At 55.1% G+C, this 17,263-nt stretch carries 17 protein-coding genes; all 17 read right to left on the bottom strand.

Annotated features, from left to right (window positions below; translation table 11 throughout):
* Nucleotides 1–50 precede the first annotated feature (50 nt).
* Entirely contained in the window at nucleotides 51–3,356 is a 3,306-nt protein-coding gene (locus HGD79_RS03495; protein WP_168848298.1) for a prophage tail fiber N-terminal domain-containing protein, read from the bottom strand.
* 64 nt (nucleotides 3,357–3,420) lie between these two features.
* Nucleotides 3,421–4,020, bottom strand: coding sequence for an Ail/Lom family outer membrane beta-barrel protein (locus HGD79_RS03490; RefSeq protein WP_001230359.1), 600 nt, complete (start codon nucleotides 4,018–4,020; stop codon nucleotides 3,421–3,423).
* A 66-nt stretch (nucleotides 4,021–4,086) separates the two neighbouring features.
* Nucleotides 4,087–7,485, bottom strand: coding sequence for a host specificity protein J (locus HGD79_RS03485; RefSeq protein WP_168848297.1), 3,399 nt, complete (start codon nucleotides 7,483–7,485; stop codon nucleotides 4,087–4,089).
* Between the two features lie 60 nt (nucleotides 7,486–7,545).
* Nucleotides 7,546–8,118 carry a tail assembly protein gene (locus HGD79_RS03480; RefSeq protein ID WP_247653390.1) on the bottom strand — a complete coding sequence of 191 codons (573 nt, stop codon included), beginning with the start codon at nucleotides 8,116–8,118 and terminating at the stop codon, nucleotides 7,546–7,548.
* Nucleotides 8,115–8,858: a C40 family peptidase gene (locus HGD79_RS03475; RefSeq protein WP_000194780.1), complete on the bottom strand. Its 744-nt coding sequence runs from the start codon at nucleotides 8,856–8,858 to the stop codon at nucleotides 8,115–8,117. The genes HGD79_RS03480 and HGD79_RS03475 overlap by 4 nt, the downstream gene beginning before the upstream one ends.
* A gap of 5 nt (nucleotides 8,859–8,863) precedes the next feature.
* Nucleotides 8,864–9,562, bottom strand: a complete 699-nt coding sequence (locus HGD79_RS03470; protein ID WP_001152624.1) for a phage minor tail protein L — start codon at nucleotides 9,560–9,562, stop codon at nucleotides 8,864–8,866.
* Complete coding sequence (locus HGD79_RS03465; protein ID WP_000847331.1) at nucleotides 9,562–9,891, bottom strand: phage tail protein; 330 nt, start codon at nucleotides 9,889–9,891, stop codon at nucleotides 9,562–9,564. Before HGD79_RS03465 ends, HGD79_RS03470 begins: the two co-directional genes overlap by 1 nt.
* Nucleotides 9,888–12,467, bottom strand: coding sequence for a phage tail tape measure protein (locus tag HGD79_RS03460; RefSeq protein WP_168848295.1), 2,580 nt, complete (start codon nucleotides 12,465–12,467; stop codon nucleotides 9,888–9,890). Before HGD79_RS03460 ends, HGD79_RS03465 begins: the two co-directional genes overlap by 4 nt.
* Nucleotides 12,460–12,894, bottom strand: a complete 435-nt coding sequence (locus tag HGD79_RS03455) for a phage tail assembly protein T (protein WP_000459458.1) — start codon at nucleotides 12,892–12,894, stop codon at nucleotides 12,460–12,462. The genes HGD79_RS03460 and HGD79_RS03455 overlap by 8 nt, the downstream gene beginning before the upstream one ends.
* The gene (locus tag HGD79_RS03450; protein WP_000479206.1) at nucleotides 12,876–13,298 is read right to left on the bottom strand and encodes a phage minor tail protein G; all 423 of its coding nucleotides are present in this window, start codon (nucleotides 13,296–13,298) and stop codon (nucleotides 12,876–12,878) included. The genes HGD79_RS03455 and HGD79_RS03450 overlap by 19 nt, the downstream gene beginning before the upstream one ends.
* Nucleotides 13,299–13,313: 15 nt before the next feature.
* Complete coding sequence (locus HGD79_RS03445) at nucleotides 13,314–14,054, bottom strand: phage tail protein (RefSeq protein WP_001360166.1); 741 nt, start codon at nucleotides 14,052–14,054, stop codon at nucleotides 13,314–13,316.
* Between the two features lie 7 nt (nucleotides 14,055–14,061).
* The gene (locus HGD79_RS03440) at nucleotides 14,062–14,457 is read right to left on the bottom strand and encodes a phage minor tail U family protein (RefSeq protein WP_000683128.1); all 396 of its coding nucleotides are present in this window, start codon (nucleotides 14,455–14,457) and stop codon (nucleotides 14,062–14,064) included.
* Nucleotides 14,454–15,032 (bottom strand): phage tail protein, encoded by a 579-nt coding sequence (locus tag HGD79_RS03435; protein WP_000975111.1) that lies wholly within the window; start codon nucleotides 15,030–15,032, stop codon nucleotides 14,454–14,456. Before HGD79_RS03435 ends, HGD79_RS03440 begins: the two co-directional genes overlap by 4 nt.
* 11 nt (nucleotides 15,033–15,043) lie before the next feature.
* Nucleotides 15,044–15,397, bottom strand: coding sequence for a head-tail joining protein (locus tag HGD79_RS03430; RefSeq protein WP_000752996.1), 354 nt, complete (start codon nucleotides 15,395–15,397; stop codon nucleotides 15,044–15,046).
* Nucleotides 15,398–15,408: 11 nt separating this feature from the next.
* Nucleotides 15,409–15,807, bottom strand: a complete 399-nt coding sequence (locus HGD79_RS03425) for a DNA-packaging protein FI (RefSeq protein ID WP_000158854.1) — start codon at nucleotides 15,805–15,807, stop codon at nucleotides 15,409–15,411.
* Nucleotides 15,808–15,846: 39 nt separating this feature from the next.
* Nucleotides 15,847–16,872 (bottom strand): major capsid protein, encoded by a 1,026-nt coding sequence (locus tag HGD79_RS03420; protein ID WP_000063254.1) that lies wholly within the window; start codon nucleotides 16,870–16,872, stop codon nucleotides 15,847–15,849.
* Between the two features lie 55 nt (nucleotides 16,873–16,927).
* Nucleotides 16,928–17,260: a head decoration protein gene (locus tag HGD79_RS03415; RefSeq protein ID WP_168848294.1), complete on the bottom strand. Its 333-nt coding sequence runs from the start codon at nucleotides 17,258–17,260 to the stop codon at nucleotides 16,928–16,930.
* Nucleotides 17,261–17,263: the final 3 nt, after the last annotated feature.

Here is a 17,263-nt window from a genome sequence, read left to right as displayed (position 1 = left end):
ACAACAGTCTGAACGTACCAGGAACAGCCTCCTTCAGGGCTTGAAGGATATCAATGTTCGCTTCCTGTTAACTGCCGGACAAGTGCAACCAGTTCGCTTACCTGATTTTCCAGAGTGCTGATCCGGGTGCCTGCTGTTGCCAGATTTTGACGTAGCGTTGTGTTTTCCTCTTCCAGCGCGGTAACGCGATCATCTGTTTCACGGGCGACCTGAACAAGTAAACCCGTCACGGCGGAGTAGTCAACATTAAGATAGCGAGTTTCTTCGCGTAGCTCGTTGCCGTCAACGGTCGGACCTTGCAACTCTTCACCATAATGAGTAAACGATCCCACAGCTTCTGGTATCGCCTCCATTACTTCCTGTGCAATAACGCCAGCATAAGGCATCCCGTTTTCCTTGAGCGTGTAGGTGTATCCGTTCATTTTACGGATTGCTTTCGTCGCGTCGCTGATAACGAGAATATCGTCTTTAAGGTCGCGGTCTGATGACTGATTCAGCGTTGTGCAATTAATAGCGCCATTTACATCAAACAACTGGCCTGCTGACGTTTTTTGCGCATAAAACAGATACGCAGCAGACGTTCCAACCTCAAAAACGTTTTGTCGAGTACTGGAACCCCACACCCTGACAGAAAACGGTAGTTCTGCATTACCTGAGTTCTGTAAAACAAAACGATTACCAGTCCCTGATTGCTTTGTAAGGGTTAAATCAACGGTTGAGTTAACCTCATCCTTGTTGATAGTGAGCGCCTGCGCTTTAGCCCCGTTAACAGCACCTGTTTTGAGTTGAACCGCGCCGTCATTACCATTTAGCAGTATCTCAGCTCCGCTAAAGAAATTTTTTAGCGACAGCATCTTACTTACGCCGACTGATGAACCCAACGCCCACGCGAGAGAATTACCGGTGCTATCAAACCCACGTACAAAGCAATCCATTTTGCTATAGTCTGACGTGCTTCCAAGGACATCAATTCGCCCTCCGCCAGATTTTACCGGGTTAGATGTGGTTAATGACCTGACAGCAAGATCGGTAGATGAATTGAGATCGTCTACTGTTAGTAATTTCTTCCATTCCTGCGTCGTTCCATTTTCAATTGTTCTTCCCCAAAAACCGGAATTGCGGCCTCCGAACTGCACAGCATAATTTTTACTAAATTGAACATGAATGCCGCCAAGAACCATAGAACCTGCCGGGCCGTTTGTACTGCCTGCAATTGGTATAAATTTATTAATGTTATCAGTATGCTGCGTGTTCCAGTCTCGTCCTGTTTTTGTAAGCAGTCCTAATGTCGTGTCGAGCGCTTCGGTTAAAGTAAGGTTTTTAAATTTAACTGCGCTACTTTCGCCAAGACTTAAGTTGTTTCGCGCATCTTCTACTGTTGTCGCACCTGTACCTCCTTGCCCAACAGCTAATGGCAACCAGCCAGTGCCATTATGACAACCCCACAAACCAGATTTGGAAACCTGTAAGCGTGGTGCGCCTGAAGAATACGTAGAATATACGTAAGTTGTTTCTTTTCCCTCTTCAACCCTTTCTGTTGATACATCTCTCTTCCATTCAGACCAGGTACCGCTACCTCCTTCATATATTCGTCTATAAGTAATTCCCGGATTATTATAAGGGTAGTACACCTGAACGCAGGAAGAAGCAGTGTTGGCTCTCGTTTGGAGCACTATTAAAGCGCCCGCCAGACCGATTGGGTAATTTAATTCTTCTGTTGCGTAAGCGCTCGTTGGTTGTTGATAGAAACCAGAATATTCACCGGTAAGGGTGTTTAGGTCAGTATTAGCAAGGCCAGCTTTTTGCTCATACATTACCCGCAAGTTCGCACGTGCTTGCTCGATAGTTCTTCCACCAGTACCGCCCTGGGCTAAACCTAACGGAGACCATTGTCCAGAAGAAGAATCATAAACCCCCCAACTCCCGTTAGTATGGATTTCAAAGAAACGATCACCAGTTGGACCATACATACGAGTTGTTGATTCATTTTGACCAAAGCGGCTTAATTCATCTCTGCGGGTATGACGTATCCATTGCGGGCCAGAACTTTGGCTGTAAATGTACGAATACAATGATTTTGTATCTGAACCAACAAATAGACCGGAATATCTTTTTGTTGACACTTCTGATCTAACTATATAACCAGAAATAAGATTATCCCCGGCACTAGACGCTACTGATGGATAACCTTTCGCTGAGATGTAAATCCTGACAAATCCAATATAACCTGATGGCTCAACAGAGATATCAGTGCAGGTCATGGCAACTTCACCAAGACCAATATTGTTACCAACAACGGATTGTGCCTGGTTGCGATAATTAAGTGCGTCCGCCGCAGATTTCGCCGCGTTTGTTTCACTGGATTTAGCATTAGTTTCGCTGGCTTTAGCGTTGGTTTCGCTGCTCTTTGCTGCTGCCTCGCTATTTTTCGCGTTGGTTTCTGATTTTTTGGCTGCTGTCGCGGAGTTTGCTGATGCAGTTTGTGAGTCTGCTGCCGCCTGTGCGCTGTTATCCGCATTCGTCTCAGACGTTTTTGCGGCCTTCGCGGAATTTCCTGCCGCCGTTGCCGAGGAAGCTGCACTACTGGCACTTGATGATGCGTTCGTTTCTGATGATTTCGCTGCCTCTTTTGAGGCCGCCGCATCCCGGGCTGAGGTGGCAGCTTCTGACGCTTTCGTGGTCGCGGTGGATGCAGAAGTGGCTGCAGATTTTTGTGACGCTGCAGCATTCGTTTCTGACGTTTTCGCCGCACCGGCACTGGTAGCCGCCGCGCTTTTTGAGGACTCTGCAGCGGCAGCACTTTTTGATGCTTCAGTAGCCTTTGTTGATGCCGTTCCTGCGCTGGAAGACGCTGACTGAGCCGACGAAGCGGCCTGCCCGGCTGATGTGCTGGCTGCACGTGCTGAGCCTGCAGCATCAGTCGCATGGGTTGCCGCCTCACGGGCTGATGTGCCGGCATCACTGGCTGACTTCTTCGCGGCTGCCGTGTTCTGTGCCACTGCGGACGCGTTACGCGCCACCTCTTCCACCATCAGTTCAAAACGGCGCAGTGCCTCCGGACGGGCATCATCCTCCGTCATGGCACCGAGAAAATCATTCAGCGTACCGGGTTGAGAATCTTCATACACGGTGATGGTCCCGGCATGTGACGGCGGGAATCCTTCCACCAACAGAATAACGCTGTACTGACCGTACTCAACGTCCATGCTGTAACGCCCGGCTTCATCCGGATTTTCTGAGGCCACCGTGTTCACCACCACCGTGGTGCTGTTACGTTTTGCTTTCAGCTGGATTGTACAGTTCTGTACCGGTTTACCTGCACCGTCTTTCAGTACACCTGAAATCTTTACTGCCATATTCACCCCACAAAAAAGCCCGCCTGAACCGGCGGGCTGTCATAACACTGTGTTACCTGGCTAATCAGAATTTATAACCGACACCCACGATGAAACCGTCAGTGCGCCAGTCACCACTGCCGGAGCCTTCATAAGCAATATCAATGGCCACGGATTCGGTCGGGTTAAACTGCACGCCAGCCCCCCACGCCAGAGACGTGTTGCTGTGGCGACCGTCATCACTTCCGGTCAGCACATCGTGCGTTTTCCCCTTATTGTCAGTTACGCGGATATAATCCCCGGAAAAAGTCGACACACGGCTGTAAGCCACACCCGCCATCGCATACGCGCTGAACCATTCATTCACGCGCACAGACGGCCCCGCCATTACGCTGAACCAGCGGTTACGAACGGAATCTTCATGCCAGCGGGTATCGCTGTAACGGGTCAGCTGACGATTCTTGTCTCCTGCATAGCTGAATGACGTCACCATCCCCAGTGTGTCCGTAAACTCATAACGGTATTTCACGTTAATCCCGTTCAGATCATCACTGCCGGGAACGTTCGTCCGGGCATGAAGATACCCCGCGCTCAGCGTGGACTGATGTTCAGACGCCCATGCAGGCGCACCGGATACGGCCAGACAAATGGCTGCGGACAAAATGGCGGCATAAAGTTTACGCATAATTACCTCTCGCTTTTCTGCAATAAAAAAGGCGTCATTTCTGACGCCCGTTCTGGGTTATAAAATTCAGCTGATACTGATACCTGCTGTGGATTTTTTCATCACCACAACCAGCAGATCGCTGATACTGGTTGTTGGTGTCCAGTTATTCGCTCCTGATGAAGATACGGTGAATGTCAGTGTCAGCGTCCCCTGTCCGGCAGGCATATCTATAACTGAGGAAAATACGCCCTGAGCATCCGTCGTGGACTGATTAAAAATCTCCTGACCATTGCGGGTCACTCTTAACCGGCAGGTTGAATACCAGTATGACTGTTGGTTATTACTGTTGAAATTCTCATGCTTACCACCGCGGAATAACACTGGCGGTATCATGACCTGCCGGTCAAATTTCTGATCATCACTGATTCTTACCGTGATGGTGCCACTGGCATAACTGTTCGTGCGGGGGAAAGACTTGCTGACCGTTTTGACAATATCGCCTTCAATCTGATTGGCTGACAGTTTCCCCTTAATCTGACAGTTTTCATTAATCGTGACATTGTTGAGCGTCCCTGAATTTGCATTCACATTACCGCTGATATCCGCATTTTTAGCGGTCAGCTTTCCGTCTGGTGTCAGGGAAAATGCCGGCGGATTTCCACCGCTGGTAATGGTGGGAGCCGTCAGGCGTTTCAGGAACACGTCATTCATGAATATCTGGTTGCCCTGCGCCACAAACATCGGCGTTTCATTCCCGTTTGCCGGGTCAATAAACGCGATACGGTTAGCGGCAACCAGAAACTGGCTCAGCTTGCCTTCCTCCGTGTCCTCCATGCTGAGGCCAATACCCGCGACATAATGTTTGCCGTCTTTGGTCTGCTCAATTTTGACGCCCCACATCGCATTCCATTTATCGTTAGCGTCCTTCCACTCTTTCGAAAACTCATCCAGTCTGCTGGCGTTATCCTCCGTCAGATCAACTTTTTCCAGCAGCTCTTTACCGAGATGGGATTCGGTTATCTTGCCTTTGAAAAAATCCAGGTAACCTTCCGCATCATCGCTCGCCCGACCGACGGCCTCCACGAATGCCGATTTGCCAACGGTGTTCACACTGCGGATATAAAAGTAATAATCATGGCCCGGTTTGATATTGATACTGGCGGCTATCCAGTACAGCCCCGCGCCAAGGTAGCGGGCTGTGGTTTCAACCTGCCTGATATCAGCAATCCGTTTTTCCGAGAACCAGAACTCAAACTGTACCGTCGGGTCATAAACCGCAAGATGCGGCGTGGCGGTTATCTGAAAATAGCCCGGTGTCAGCTCAATCCGAGACGGCGCTGCCGGTGCGGCAATCCGGAACGATACCGATGCCGGATCGCCCTGCTGTCCCCACGCATTTACCGCCCGGACTGTCAGCCTGTAGTTCCCTGGCGCCAGTTGCGTGAAGCGGTATGTGGTTTCCGTCGTCCGGGCCGTGCTGACCAGCCGCTCACTGCCGTCATCCGCTGCCACGGTCAGGCGAAGCATAAAGCTCACCCCCTTCACCACCTTCGGCGTGTCCCAGCGCGCCAGCACCTGATATTCCCCGCTGTCTGCGGTGACTTCGGCAGTCAGGTGCTGCACCGCTGGCGGCGTGACACCATTCACCGTGCCGCTCTGGTCGCCGTCAAAGTGCGCCCCGTTATCCACGATGGCCTCTTTTTCCGGTACATGCTGCACGGCGGTGATGGCATACGTGCCGTCATCGTTCTCACGGATACTCACGCAGCGGAACAGGCGCTGGCGCAGCGTCGGCAGCTTCAGCCCCCATACGCTGTATCCGGCAACGCCGTCAGGAACACGGCTCACTTTTACCTTCACGCCGTCGGTGACGGACTGGACCTCCACGCTGACCGGATTGCCACTTCCGTCAACCAGGCTTATCAGCGTGGTACCGGAGGATGGCAGCGTGATTTCACGGTCGAGCGTCAGCGTCCGGGTCTGGCTGTTCACAGCCAGCACGCGCCCGCCGATGCTGATCCCCGCATAGTCATCATCGCAGATTTCAATAACATCACCCGGCACATGGCGAAGCCCTTCGGCACCCACGCTGAAATCCACGGTCTGCGTCTCCAGCAGCTCCGTTTTAATCAGCCACAGCCCGGCGCGGTGTGCCTGCCCCCGGCTGGTACAGCCAAAGGCATCCATCTTCGTAACATTACGACCGTAACGGGCAATGGCCTGCGTATCTTCAACAAGCTCTGTCGCCGTCTCCCAGCCGTTATCCGGGTCAATCCAGTTCACCTCAACGGCATTATGGCGGTCCTTCAGGGCGCTGAAGCTGTAGCGGAACGGCGCGCCATCATCCGGCATCACCACATTACTGCGGTTATAGGTCCACACCTTATCTGATGGTCGGTCCTGCACGAACGTCAGCGTCTGCCCGTTCCATACCGGCATACAGCGCATCGCCGAGCAGAAATCACTGAGCACATCCCACGCCTTGCGCTGTGTGGTCAGGTACGCATTACAAGTGATGCGCGGCTCCGTGCCGCCAAAGCCGTCCGGCACTGACTGGTCGCAGTACTGGCCGATAACATACAACGCCCATTTATCCACATCCGCCGCACCAAGACGTTTCCCCATGCCGTAGCGCGGATGGGTCAGCATATCCCACAGACACCAGGCCATGTTGTTGCTGTATGCCGGTTTAAACGTTCCGTCCCAGATACCGCTGTATTGCCGCGTCTGCGGGTTATAATTCGACGGCACCTGCAGAATACGCCCGCGCAGATGATAATTACGGCTCACCTGCTGGCTGCCGAACTGCTCCGAGTCCACCTGCACGCCGACCAGTGCCGTGTTCGGGTAGCACTGTTTCACATCGATAATTTCGGTGTATGACGACCAGAGCGTTTTGTTCTGCAGCTGGTCTGTGGTGCTGTCCGGCGTCATCCTGCGCATCCGGATACTGAACGGGCGCGGCGGCAGGTTATCCACCACCACCGAGGCCAGATACTGTGAAGTGGTTTTACCCTTAATGGTGATGTCTTTTTCCGTCACCCAGCCACCGTTACGTTGTATCTGAACCAGCAGGCGGACTTCCGATGGATTCCTGTCCCCCTTTGAGGTGGTTTCCACCAGTGCCTGCACGCCGAAAGTAAAACGCAGTCGGTCGATGTTTGCCGACGTGATGGTGCGGGTGATCGGCGTGTCATATTTCACTTCTGTACCGAGCACCGTCTCGGAGCCGGAGGATTCAAATCCCTCCGGCGGTGTCTGCTCCTGCTCACCGGCCCGGAACACCACCGTGACGCCGGATATATTGGTATTCCCCTCACTGTCCAGCACCGGCGTACTGTTCAGCAGCACGCTTTTTAATCCATCCACCGGACCTTCAACCGGCCCTTCGCTGATGGCATCGATCACACTCAGCAGCTGCGTGGACTTCAGGTTGTCCTTCGCTTCGCGCGGGGTATGCCCCTTACTGCTGCCTTTACCCATTCGTCATGCTCCATAAACGATAAAACCGCCCGGAGGCGGTTTCACATAAAACATTTTGCATCAGCGACCAATCACCACAACCTGACCACCATCCCCTTCGTCTGCCGTGCTGATCTCCTGAGAAACCACGCGTGACCCCACGCGCATTTCACCGTACAGAACCGGCAGAACATTACCCTGGGCAACCATGTTATCCAGGGAGGAGAAATAGGTGTTCTGTTTGCCGTTATCCGTTGTCTGTGTACGGAGAGTTCTGGCTTTCGGTGCCAGCATCTGCGCCACACCACCGAGCACCATACTGGCACCGAGAGAAAACAGGATGCCGGTCATACCACCGGCCCCAATGGCTGCCCCCCATGCTGCAAGGGTGGCTCCGGCGGTAAAGAATGATCCGGCAATGGCGGCAGCCCCCAGGACAATCTGGAATACGCCACCTGACTTGGCCCCGGCGACTCTGGGAACAATATGAATCACAGCGCCATCAGGCAGAGTCTCATGTAACTGCGCCGTTAACCCGGACGTGCTGACGTCCCGCCCGGCAATCCGTACCTGATACCAGCCGTCGCTCAGTTTCTGACGAAACATCGGGAGCTGTGTGGCCAGTGCGCGGATGGCTTCAGCCCCCGTTTTCACACGAAGGTCGATGCGGCGACCAAATCGTTGTAAATCCCCGTAAAGGCAGATGCGCGCCATGCCCGGTGACGCCAGAGGGAGTGTGTGCGTCGCTGCCATTTGTCGGTGTACCTCTCTCGTTTGCTCAGTTGTTCAGGAATATGGTGCAGCAGCTCGCCGTCGCCGCAGTAAATTGCGGCGTGATTCGGCACCGATGAACCAAAACAGCACAGCAGCACATCGCCCGGCTGTGCCGCTGACAACGGCACCTGATACAGCCCCGTCGCCTCCAGATTATCCAGATAGAGATTCTGGCCGTTACGCCACCAGTCATCCTCACGATGAAAGTCCGGCATCTCAATCCCCGCCAGATGATAAGCATCCCGGAACAGTGTGTAACAGTCCGTCACACCGTGCTCAAAGCGCCGCCCGGTGAGATGCGGCACACAGCGGAACTTATGAATCGTCCCCCGGCAGACCAGCCACCACGGCAAATCACTCTGCACCTGCAGCCGCCGGTCGGCCTCACTCAGCCAGGGCAGACCACCGGGGTGGCTGTGGACCAGCGCCACAATCTCACCCTGCATTTCTGCCTGCAGCCAGTCTTCCGGCGACATACGGAAATACGCCTCCGGCTCACCGGAGATATTCACGCAGGGGAAATATCTTTCCCCCTCCGGCGTGCTTACCACGAAGCCGCACGACTCCGCTGGCGCACATCGCCGGGCGTGCGCCAGAATCGCTGATTCTGTCTGTGTCATGGGATTTACTGCGAAAGTTTGTTAATGGAAAGGAAGCCGCCAAAGTTGCCGACGTTATTGCGGAACTTACAACCGCTCAGGCATTTGCTGCATTTATCCTTCGTGATATCGGACGTTGGCTGGTCATATTCATCCGCGACAGCCGGACCGCTATAACCGCACTCGTCACCGCGATAGGTCCAGGTGCAGGTGTTGGCCAGCATGATACGTCCCGGAAAAACAGCGCCATCCGTTTCCGTCGGCGTGGACAGTACAAAAGAGGCACTCACCGCGCTCAGTTCGCTGCACTGCTCAATGCGCCAGCGGCTGATCACCTCCTGCTCCGGATCGGCGCCACTGTTTCCGTTGACGAAGTTCACCGCATCCAGAAAACGGGCGTAAACCTTACGCCGGACCACCGTTCCACCGACCAGACTCTGCAGATCTTCCGCCATCCCGGTGACCATACCGTACAGGTTAGAAACCGTCAGTGTGGGGCGCGTACTGGTGCCTTTGCCATTCAGTTCAAAACCACTCCCCTGAATGGGATACGGCTGATACTGTCGCCCCTGCCAGGTGACCGGCTCACCTTTTTCGTTCTGCTCATTACAGAAAAAATAACGTTCTCCACCGACCTCTGTCAGGTCGATTTCCCAGAGCACCACGCTGGCCGACTGCTCCGCACGGGTGCATTCATTCAGTGTTTCCTGCCGGATATCCTGCATCAGTTCACCACCTGTTCAAACTCTGCGCTGAACTCAACACGCAGCATACTGACCCGCGACGACCATTTTGCGCAGGTCACCTTTATCTGCCGCCACTCATAAGGCGGCGTCCACAGAAAGGCTTTCCAGCCCCCGTGCTCAGCCAGAAACGACTCCAGCGCCGTGGCCTCCCAACGGGGAACAGAAAGCGTCACGCTGTACGTTTTCAGGTCGGCATTCAGCCCGGCAGGCGCTCGCTGGGAATAGCCATCACCAAAGCGCACTTTCCTGACGGAAGGGGCCGAAGCCACATCCATACCGGGTTTCACTTTCCAGCGGAAGGTCTTCATCGTCCACCTCCGGAGAACAGACCACCATCGCGCATCTGTGCCTGAATTTCATCACGGGCACCCTTGCGGGCCATGTCATACACTGCCTTCATCATCTGTGGACCTGGCAGACCATTCGTACCGTCGTTCTGAATCACCACGTGATTGTTCTGATTAAAATTAATGCCTTCAGCCCGCCGCATCTGCGCCGGACTTCCGGCACCGCCCACATAACCACCTTCCGCATAGCCCCGCATCAGGCGGTACAGGTTGCCGACACCAATTCGGCTGGTTGCCTCCTTCGTGAAGACAAATTCACCACGGTGAACAATCCCCGCTGGCTCATATTTGCCGCCGGTTCCCGTAAATCCTCCGGTTGCAAAATGGAATTTCGCCGCAGCTGCCTGAATGGCTGTACCGCCTGATGCGGATGCGCCGCCACCAACAGCCCCGCCAATGGCGCTACCGATACTCCCGACAATCCCCACCATTGCCTGCTTAAGCAGAATTTCTGTCATCATGGACAGCACGGAACGGGTGAAGCTGCGCCAGTTCTGCTCACTGCCGGTCAGCATCGCCGCCATATTCTGCGCAATACCATCAAAGGTCTGCGTGGCTGCACTTTTAACCTGCGACATACTGTCCGTGGCGCTCTCTTCCCACTCACTCCAGCCGGACCTGAGGCCTGCCATCCAGCTCCCGCGAAGCTGGTCTTCAGCCGCCCAGGTCTTTTTCTGCTCTGACATGACGTTATTCAGCGCCAGCGAATTATCGCCATACTGTTCCTTCAGGCGCTGTTCTGTGGCTTCCCGCGCTGCCTGCCGGTCAGTAAGCCCCCGGTTTTTCGCCTCAATGGCTGCCCGTTTTGCCCGTTGTTGCTGTGCGAACTTATCCGCCTGCTGCGCCAGCGCGTTCAGGCGCTCCTGATACGTAACCTTGTCGCCAAGTGCAGCCAGCTGGCGTTTGTACTCCAGCGTCTCATCTTTATGCGCCAGCAGGGATTTCTCCTGTGCGGACAGCTGGCGACGTTGCGCCGCCTCCTCCAGTACCGCGAACTGACTCTCCGCCTTCCACAAATCCCGGCGCTGCAGGCTGATTTTCTCATTTGCTCCGGCATGCTTCTCCAGCGTCCGGAGTTCAGCCTGAAGCGTCAGCAGGGCAGCATGAGCACTGTCTTCCTGACGATCGCCCGCAGACACTTTCACGCCGGACTGTTTCGGCTTTTTCAGCGTCGCTTCATAATCCTTTTTCGCCGCCGCCATCAGCGTGTTGTAATCTGCCTGCAGGATTTTCCCGTCTTTCAGTGCCTTGTTCAGTTCTTCCTGACGGGCGGTATATTTCTCCAGCGGCGTCTGCAGGCGTTCGTAAGCCTTCTGCGCCTCTTCGGTATATTTCAGCCGTGATGCCTCAGACTCGGCCCAGTCCTTTGCTGCCATCTCTCTGGCCTTTTCAAGATCGGCCTGCAACGTGGCGGCTGAAAGCCCAAGTTGCGCATTCGCTCTGTCCTCCCATGCTCCCCGGAGATTGGCAAGAAATGCTGAGGTTTTACCGCGCCGGTGGCTTCGGCTCTGATACCACTGCCATTTTTTGTCCGCCTCATCAAAAGCCTTTTCTGCTTTCTCCAGCATTCCCTGGGCAGTGTCCGGGCGACCAATATCCAGCACCGAATCCCACATGGATTTGAATGCCCGTGCTGTCCTGTCTGCCCAGGTCTCCAGCGTGCCCATGTTCTCTTTCAGGCGGCGGGTCTGGTCATCAAACCCTTTCGTTGCGGCCTCGTTCGCCGCCTGCAATGCCCCGGCTTCATCTCCGGAACGCTGCAACTGAGCAACATACGCAATCTGCTCCGCCGTCACGTTATGGAACTGACGTGCCATCGCTGTCAGTCCCGACGTCGGGTCTGTGGTCAGCTTCCCGAAGGCTTCAGCGACCTTGTCCACCTCCACGCCGGATGCAGAGGAGAAACGCGCCACACTCTGGCTGATCGCCTCAAACTGCTCACCACCACGCACACCGGCATTCACCAGCGCCGTCAGTGACTCGCTGGTCTGGTTAAACGTCAGCCCTGCCGCCTGCCCGGCTCTGGACAGGGCCAGAATACGATCTGCCGTCAGTCCCGCCTGATTGCCGGAAAGGACCAGCGTTTTGTTGAAATCGGACAGGGTTGAGTTGCCCTGATACCAGGCATACGCCAGCGCACCGGTCGCCACCGCCAGCGAGGTGGCCCCCACCATCGGCAGGGTGATCGCACCGGCAAGCCCCCTGAACATGGGGATCATCCCGCCGAAGGAGTCCTTAACCTGACCACCCTGTTGCAGCAGGATCAGCCACGGACTTTGCCCGCCTGCAAGCTGCGTGGCCACGTCGGTGAACTGTGCAGGCAGCATACGCATGGCGGCTTTATACTGCCCGACGGAAATCCCCGCTTTCTGTGCAGCTAGCGCCTGTCGGCTCAGCGACTGTTCAACGACTGCCGCTGTTTTTTTCGCATCACTTTCCGTACCGGAAAAATGACGCCTGACTCTGGCCATCTGCTCGTCAAATCTGGCCGCATCCAGACTCAAATCAACGACCAGATCGCCTACCGGTTCAGCCATACCGGACTCCTCCTGCGATCCCTTCTGATACTGTCATCAGCATTACGTCATCCTCCGTCATGTCCGCCACATCCGGGGAAGTAGGGATAACTTCATTCCCGTCCGGGCCAAAGCGGACACCTCCGGCAAGCCCTGCCGCTTTCTGCATCAGCACATCATCTTCAGGCTCTTCGTCAGCCTCGCGCCGGTTCAGCAGACTGAAATCCAGCGGATGCATATCCGGATCGCTGAAAAACAGGCTGAGCACGGTGTATGTCAGCCCGGAAAAGTGCATATCCAGCAGAACATCATGAAAATAATGGGTACTGTAAAAGCGGTGCCAGTCGGCATACTCCGTGGATGACATCCCGGCAAGCATGGCGCGCCAGTCGGGTCGCCCCATCTCACGCGCCAGTTTCAGGGCAAAACTCAGCTCACCGTCGAACACTTTCCCGCAGAAACAGGCTCTGTAGGCCCGGCGTCATCTGCCTGTTCAGGGGCATTATTCACCACAAACTCAGACATTCCGGACAGACGTAACACCACGTTTTCAGCCTGAGCAATTGCCTCCGTGGGCCAGGTGGTAAGCACTTCCTGCTCAATCTGCGTAATGGCTTCATTCATGGACGGCAGCTTTGTCTTCTGCGGATGGTTATGCCACAGAGACATCGCCACCAGAAACGCCCCGCCTCTGATAAGATCCTCTACAGACACCTGCAGGTTGCCACTGGATTCAGCCTTTTTTTCCTGCTCTTTCAACCAGGCGAGATGCTCAATACGCTGCAGGGCTGACAGTTCAGAAAGCGTGACGGTCACGCCGTTATATTCAAATGATTCGGTTTTCAGAAACATCGCTGACTCTCCGGATTAACTGGCGGTGACGGTGATTTCTGCAACCGCAGCAAACTCACCATTACTGGATACAACCGGAATGTTGACCTTGCCTGCAGCAACGCCGTTCACGGTGATGGTCATACCACTGACCGACACGGTGGCTTTTGTTTTATCCGCAGACACCGCACGGAAGCTCTTGTCGGTTACACCTTCCGGCTGGAATGCCACGGTCAGCGTGGTGCTCTGCCCTTTCACTACGGAAGCACTGGCTGGCGTTACCGTCATGCCGGTTGCTGCCGTCACCGTACTGCGATCTTCAGCCATCGACGGGCGTCCCACATTGGTGACCTTCACCGTGCGGGTGATCACTTCCTTCGCCGTCACCGCTTTACCGATACTGCTGACCCAGCCACGGAACACATCGACCGTGCCGTTCGGGAAGCGGATTTTATAGGCACGGGTATCACCTTCATTAAACCACGCCAGCAGCGCCTGCTGCCCCTGCTCTCCGGGCATCCACGCCAGCGTGAAGCTGGTATCTCCGGCAGATTTCTGCCCCTGCCCGGTCGCAGTCCAGTCCGCATCTTCATCATCGAGATAGCTGTCGTCATAGGACTCAGCGGTCAGTTCGCCGGGTGTCAGGTCTTTAACTTTTGCCAGACGCGACCAGTCAACGTCTGAAAGCGGGTTCGCATAAGGGTCACCGTTCCCCTTATAAACCCACAGTGTGGTCCCGGCACCTTTCACCGGCATTGTTGGATTTGGTACAGGCATAGCGTCCTCACATTTCATAGGTAATGACATACGTCAGATCGGCTGAACTCCACAGGCCCGCATCATCGTCGCGCCGGTAGTCATAGCCACTGGCCACCATACTGGTGATCAAATCTGACAGTGCCGGGATATCGCTCATCACCGGATAAATCCGGGACTCCATCCACGAATCCAGCTCTGAATCCGGCACCTGAGCAGGCAGGAAAACTTCAATATGCAGCTCCGCCTGCCAGGTATCGCTGTCCAGCTCTTCGCCCGTGTATTCAGCGCCGGTGAGATAAACGGCAATTGCCGGAAAATCCGCCTCATCAAAAACAGCGGGGCGACCATCAAAAAGCGTCGCCCCGGTGTCATGCTTCTCCAGTGCATCCAGTACGGCTGCTCGGAGTTCAGTATGTTTCATCGCTTTATTACCATTCTCAGTTGATGCTGCAGCGCATAGCCCAGCTCTTTCGGAAGACGCTCACGCCGTATCCGCTCAATATTCTGTTTAAACGCCGTGGTCAGCGGCACCGCCATCGGGATTTTCACCACATCAATGGGGTAACGGTTTTTCCCGGCCACACGCTGCATGACATGCCACCGGCCATTTTTCAGTTGCTGAATAAACGCGCCGGGAATACGACGGTTTCCCACCACAAGCACGCTGCCGCCACCTTTCAGGGCTGAACGCTGCCCCTTTTTACGACGCCTGCGTCGGGACAGGACAATCCGCGCGTTACCCAGCTTTATTACGGGCAAATCCCCCCGGTTAACCTTGATTCTGGCCTGCGGGTTTTTGACCGTGGCCCTTTTCAGCCTGGCCCTTTCCTTTACCAGTTTCCGGCGTACCTTTGTCTCACGGGCAACCTGTGACGCCGACAGCGATATCGCGGATGAAGCAACGCGGTTAATGGCCATTGCGGCGGCACCAGGCACCGCCGTTCTGCTGATACGGCTGAGGTTTTCAACGGCCTGCTCAAGACCTTTTATGGCCATACATCCCCCTTTCAGCGGCGACGGTTAACGGCAGGCGGTACGCCCCGCCCAAGCCAGAGATGACAGCTTCCACCATCATCCGGCGAAACCCGGTCTATCCAGAAGTTTTCCTCACCGATGGTCAGCGTGTCTCCACGCCGCAGTTGCCGCACATCATCAGTCCGGACAAACAGGGACGGGCTGGAGCCTTCAACGCGCACGCCCTGTCCGGCATAGCTGATATTTTCAGGGTCATCAAAAACACCACGTATTACTGCGCCGGACTGCTCACCGGATGTCATGGTGGCTGACGTTCCCATGTACCCGCGTATCGTTTCATCGGCGCGGGCAATGGCAGCATCGAACAGGTTATCGAAATCAGCCACAGCGCCTCCCGTTATTGCATTCTGGCCAGGCCGCGCTCTGTCATTTCAACTGCCACACCGGCAGAGACACGGAACTCCGTTCCCGGCAGCACAAAATCCACAGGCTCATCCCGTGTGGCGTGAAGTGCATCGGTATGCAGCGTCACCAGTGCCACGACCGTGACCAGATCAGCCGTATCCTGAATTACGGTATCCGGCGGCTCTGATACCACCTCATTTTCATGCCCGGTCAGCGCATTTTCCGGGCTGACAGGCGTGTCCTGGCCGGAAGTGTCATCCGAGTCATCAAGCTCCTCTTCCAGCTCTGCCACACGGAGCGCCAGTTCTTCCTTCGTCCCCGTCAGGCTGACATCACGGTTCAGTTGCTCACCCAGCACCTTAAGACGGGCAATCAGTTCATCTTTCGTCATGGACTCCTCCACAGAGAAAATGGCCCCGAAGGGCCATGATTACGCCAGTTGTACGGACACGAACGCATCAGGGTCAGCCAGCAGCATCAGCGGTGCAGACTGAATCATGGTGAACTCACGCGCCGGATCGCCGGTGGTCACCCAGTTTTTCGGGTAGCGGGCAGAGGCGTTAATACCTTCGCGCTGTGCGTCCGCATCCTGAATGCAGCCATAGGTGCGCAGACCGCGTGCCTGAGTGTTCCCCAGCACCATCGTGTTGTCCGGCAGGAAGTTCTTTTTGACGTCGTTTTCCACGTACTGTCCGGAATACACGACGATCGCCGTATCGCCATACATCCCCTTATAGGACACCGCTTCGCCCAGGTCTTTTACCGCTGTCTCCAGCTCGGAATTAGAGCCGCGACGGGTATCCAGCTTCTCCTTGACGGCTTTGAAGGAACGGAACAGCGCCCAGCCTTTCGGATCAAACACGATGATATTCACCACGCCGCTGGCGTTCAGCGCATAGGCTTCGATATCGTCGGTCGGGTCATACGTGGACTTGTCACGCTTGCTCCACTCCGTACCACCGGACTGTGTGATGTTGTTCGCCGCACTGCGGCCCATATCCACCTCAACCGGATCGAAGGCTTCACCGGTCATGGTGTATTTGCCCTTAAGCACAGCAGAAACGGCCTGCATCTCTTCGACCTGAGCAATGGCCAGCTCTTCGTCTCGCATGTTCTGCATGATGATGCGACGGCGGCGGTAAGCCGGGTCCGCCAGATTCTGCGGATCTTCATCCGGCAGGCGACGCAGGGTCATCTGCGGATTCACCTCATGCTTGGGTTTGACATATCCCGGCGTAAATTCAGAGGTGGAGCCGCCACGGGAACGGATAACCTCACCGGAAACAATCGGCGAAACGTACAGCGCCATGTTTACCAGTCCCGGAATTTGTGAGAGATAGACTTTCTCCGTGGTGAAGGGATAGCTCTCACGGAAAAAGAGACGCAGAAACAGCGGATCAAACTTAAATTTCTGCTCATTTGCCGCCAGCAGCTGGGCGGTTGTGTACATCGACATAAAAAAATCCCGTAAAAAAAGCCGCACAGGCGGCCTTTAGTGATGAAGGGTAAAGTTAAACGATGCTGATTGCCGTTCCGGCAAACGCGGTCCGTTTTTTCGTCTCGTCGCTGGCAGCCTCCGGCCAGAGCACATCCTCATAACGGAACGTGCCGGACTTGTAGAACGTCAGCGTGGTGCTGGTCTGGTCAGCATCAACCGCCAGAATGCCAACGGCAGTACCGTCGGTGGTGCCATCCCACGCAACCAGCTTACGGGTGGAGGTGTCCAGCATCAGCGGGGTCATTGCAGGCGCTTTCGCACTCAATCCGCCGGGCGCGGTTGCGGTATGAGCCGGGTCACTGTTGCCCAGCGGCTGGTAATAGGTAAAGGTTTCTTTGCTCGTCATAAA

The organism is Escherichia sp. SCLE84 (genome assembly GCF_012584495.1).
GTDB lineage: Bacteria > Pseudomonadota > Gammaproteobacteria > Enterobacterales > Enterobacteriaceae > ECMA0423.
The sequence above is the reverse complement of the archived record's forward strand: the minus strand, read 5'-3'. Positions and strand labels throughout refer to the sequence as shown.

Coding starts and splice junctions, on each gene's coding strand:
- HGD79_RS03415 (WP_168848294.1), bottom strand. CDS start 17,260: ATGACGAGCAAAGAAACCTTTACCTATTACCAGCCGCTGGGCAACAGT.
- HGD79_RS03435 (WP_000975111.1), bottom strand. CDS start 15,032: ATGGCCATAAAAGGTCTTGAGCAGGCCGTTGAAAACCTCAGCCGTATC.
- HGD79_RS03495 (WP_168848298.1), bottom strand. CDS start 3,356: ATGGCAGTAAAGATTTCAGGTGTACTGAAAGACGGTGCAGGTAAACCG.
- HGD79_RS03490 (WP_001230359.1), bottom strand. CDS start 4,020: ATGCGTAAACTTTATGCCGCCATTTTGTCCGCAGCCATTTGTCTGGCC.
- HGD79_RS03425 (WP_000158854.1), bottom strand. CDS start 15,807: ATGACGAAAGATGAACTGATTGCCCGTCTTAAGGTGCTGGGTGAGCAA.
- HGD79_RS03460 (WP_168848295.1), bottom strand. CDS start 12,467: ATGGCTGAACCGGTAGGCGATCTGGTCGTTGATTTGAGTCTGGATGCG.
- HGD79_RS03440 (WP_000683128.1), bottom strand. CDS start 14,457: ATGAAACATACTGAACTCCGAGCAGCCGTACTGGATGCACTGGAGAAG.
- HGD79_RS03445 (WP_001360166.1), bottom strand. CDS start 14,054: ATGCCTGTACCAAATCCAACAATGCCGGTGAAAGGTGCCGGGACCACA.
- HGD79_RS03475 (WP_000194780.1), bottom strand. CDS start 8,858: ATGACACAGACAGAATCAGCGATTCTGGCGCACGCCCGGCGATGTGCG.
- HGD79_RS03450 (WP_000479206.1), bottom strand. CDS start 13,298: ATGTTTCTGAAAACCGAATCATTTGAATATAACGGCGTGACCGTCACG.
- HGD79_RS03465 (WP_000847331.1), bottom strand. CDS start 9,891: ATGAAGACCTTCCGCTGGAAAGTGAAACCCGGTATGGATGTGGCTTCG.
- HGD79_RS03470 (WP_001152624.1), bottom strand. CDS start 9,562: ATGCAGGATATCCGGCAGGAAACACTGAATGAATGCACCCGTGCGGAG.
- HGD79_RS03485 (WP_168848297.1), bottom strand. CDS start 7,485: ATGGGTAAAGGCAGCAGTAAGGGGCATACCCCGCGCGAAGCGAAGGAC.
- HGD79_RS03420 (WP_000063254.1), bottom strand. CDS start 16,872: ATGTCGATGTACACAACCGCCCAGCTGCTGGCGGCAAATGAGCAGAAA.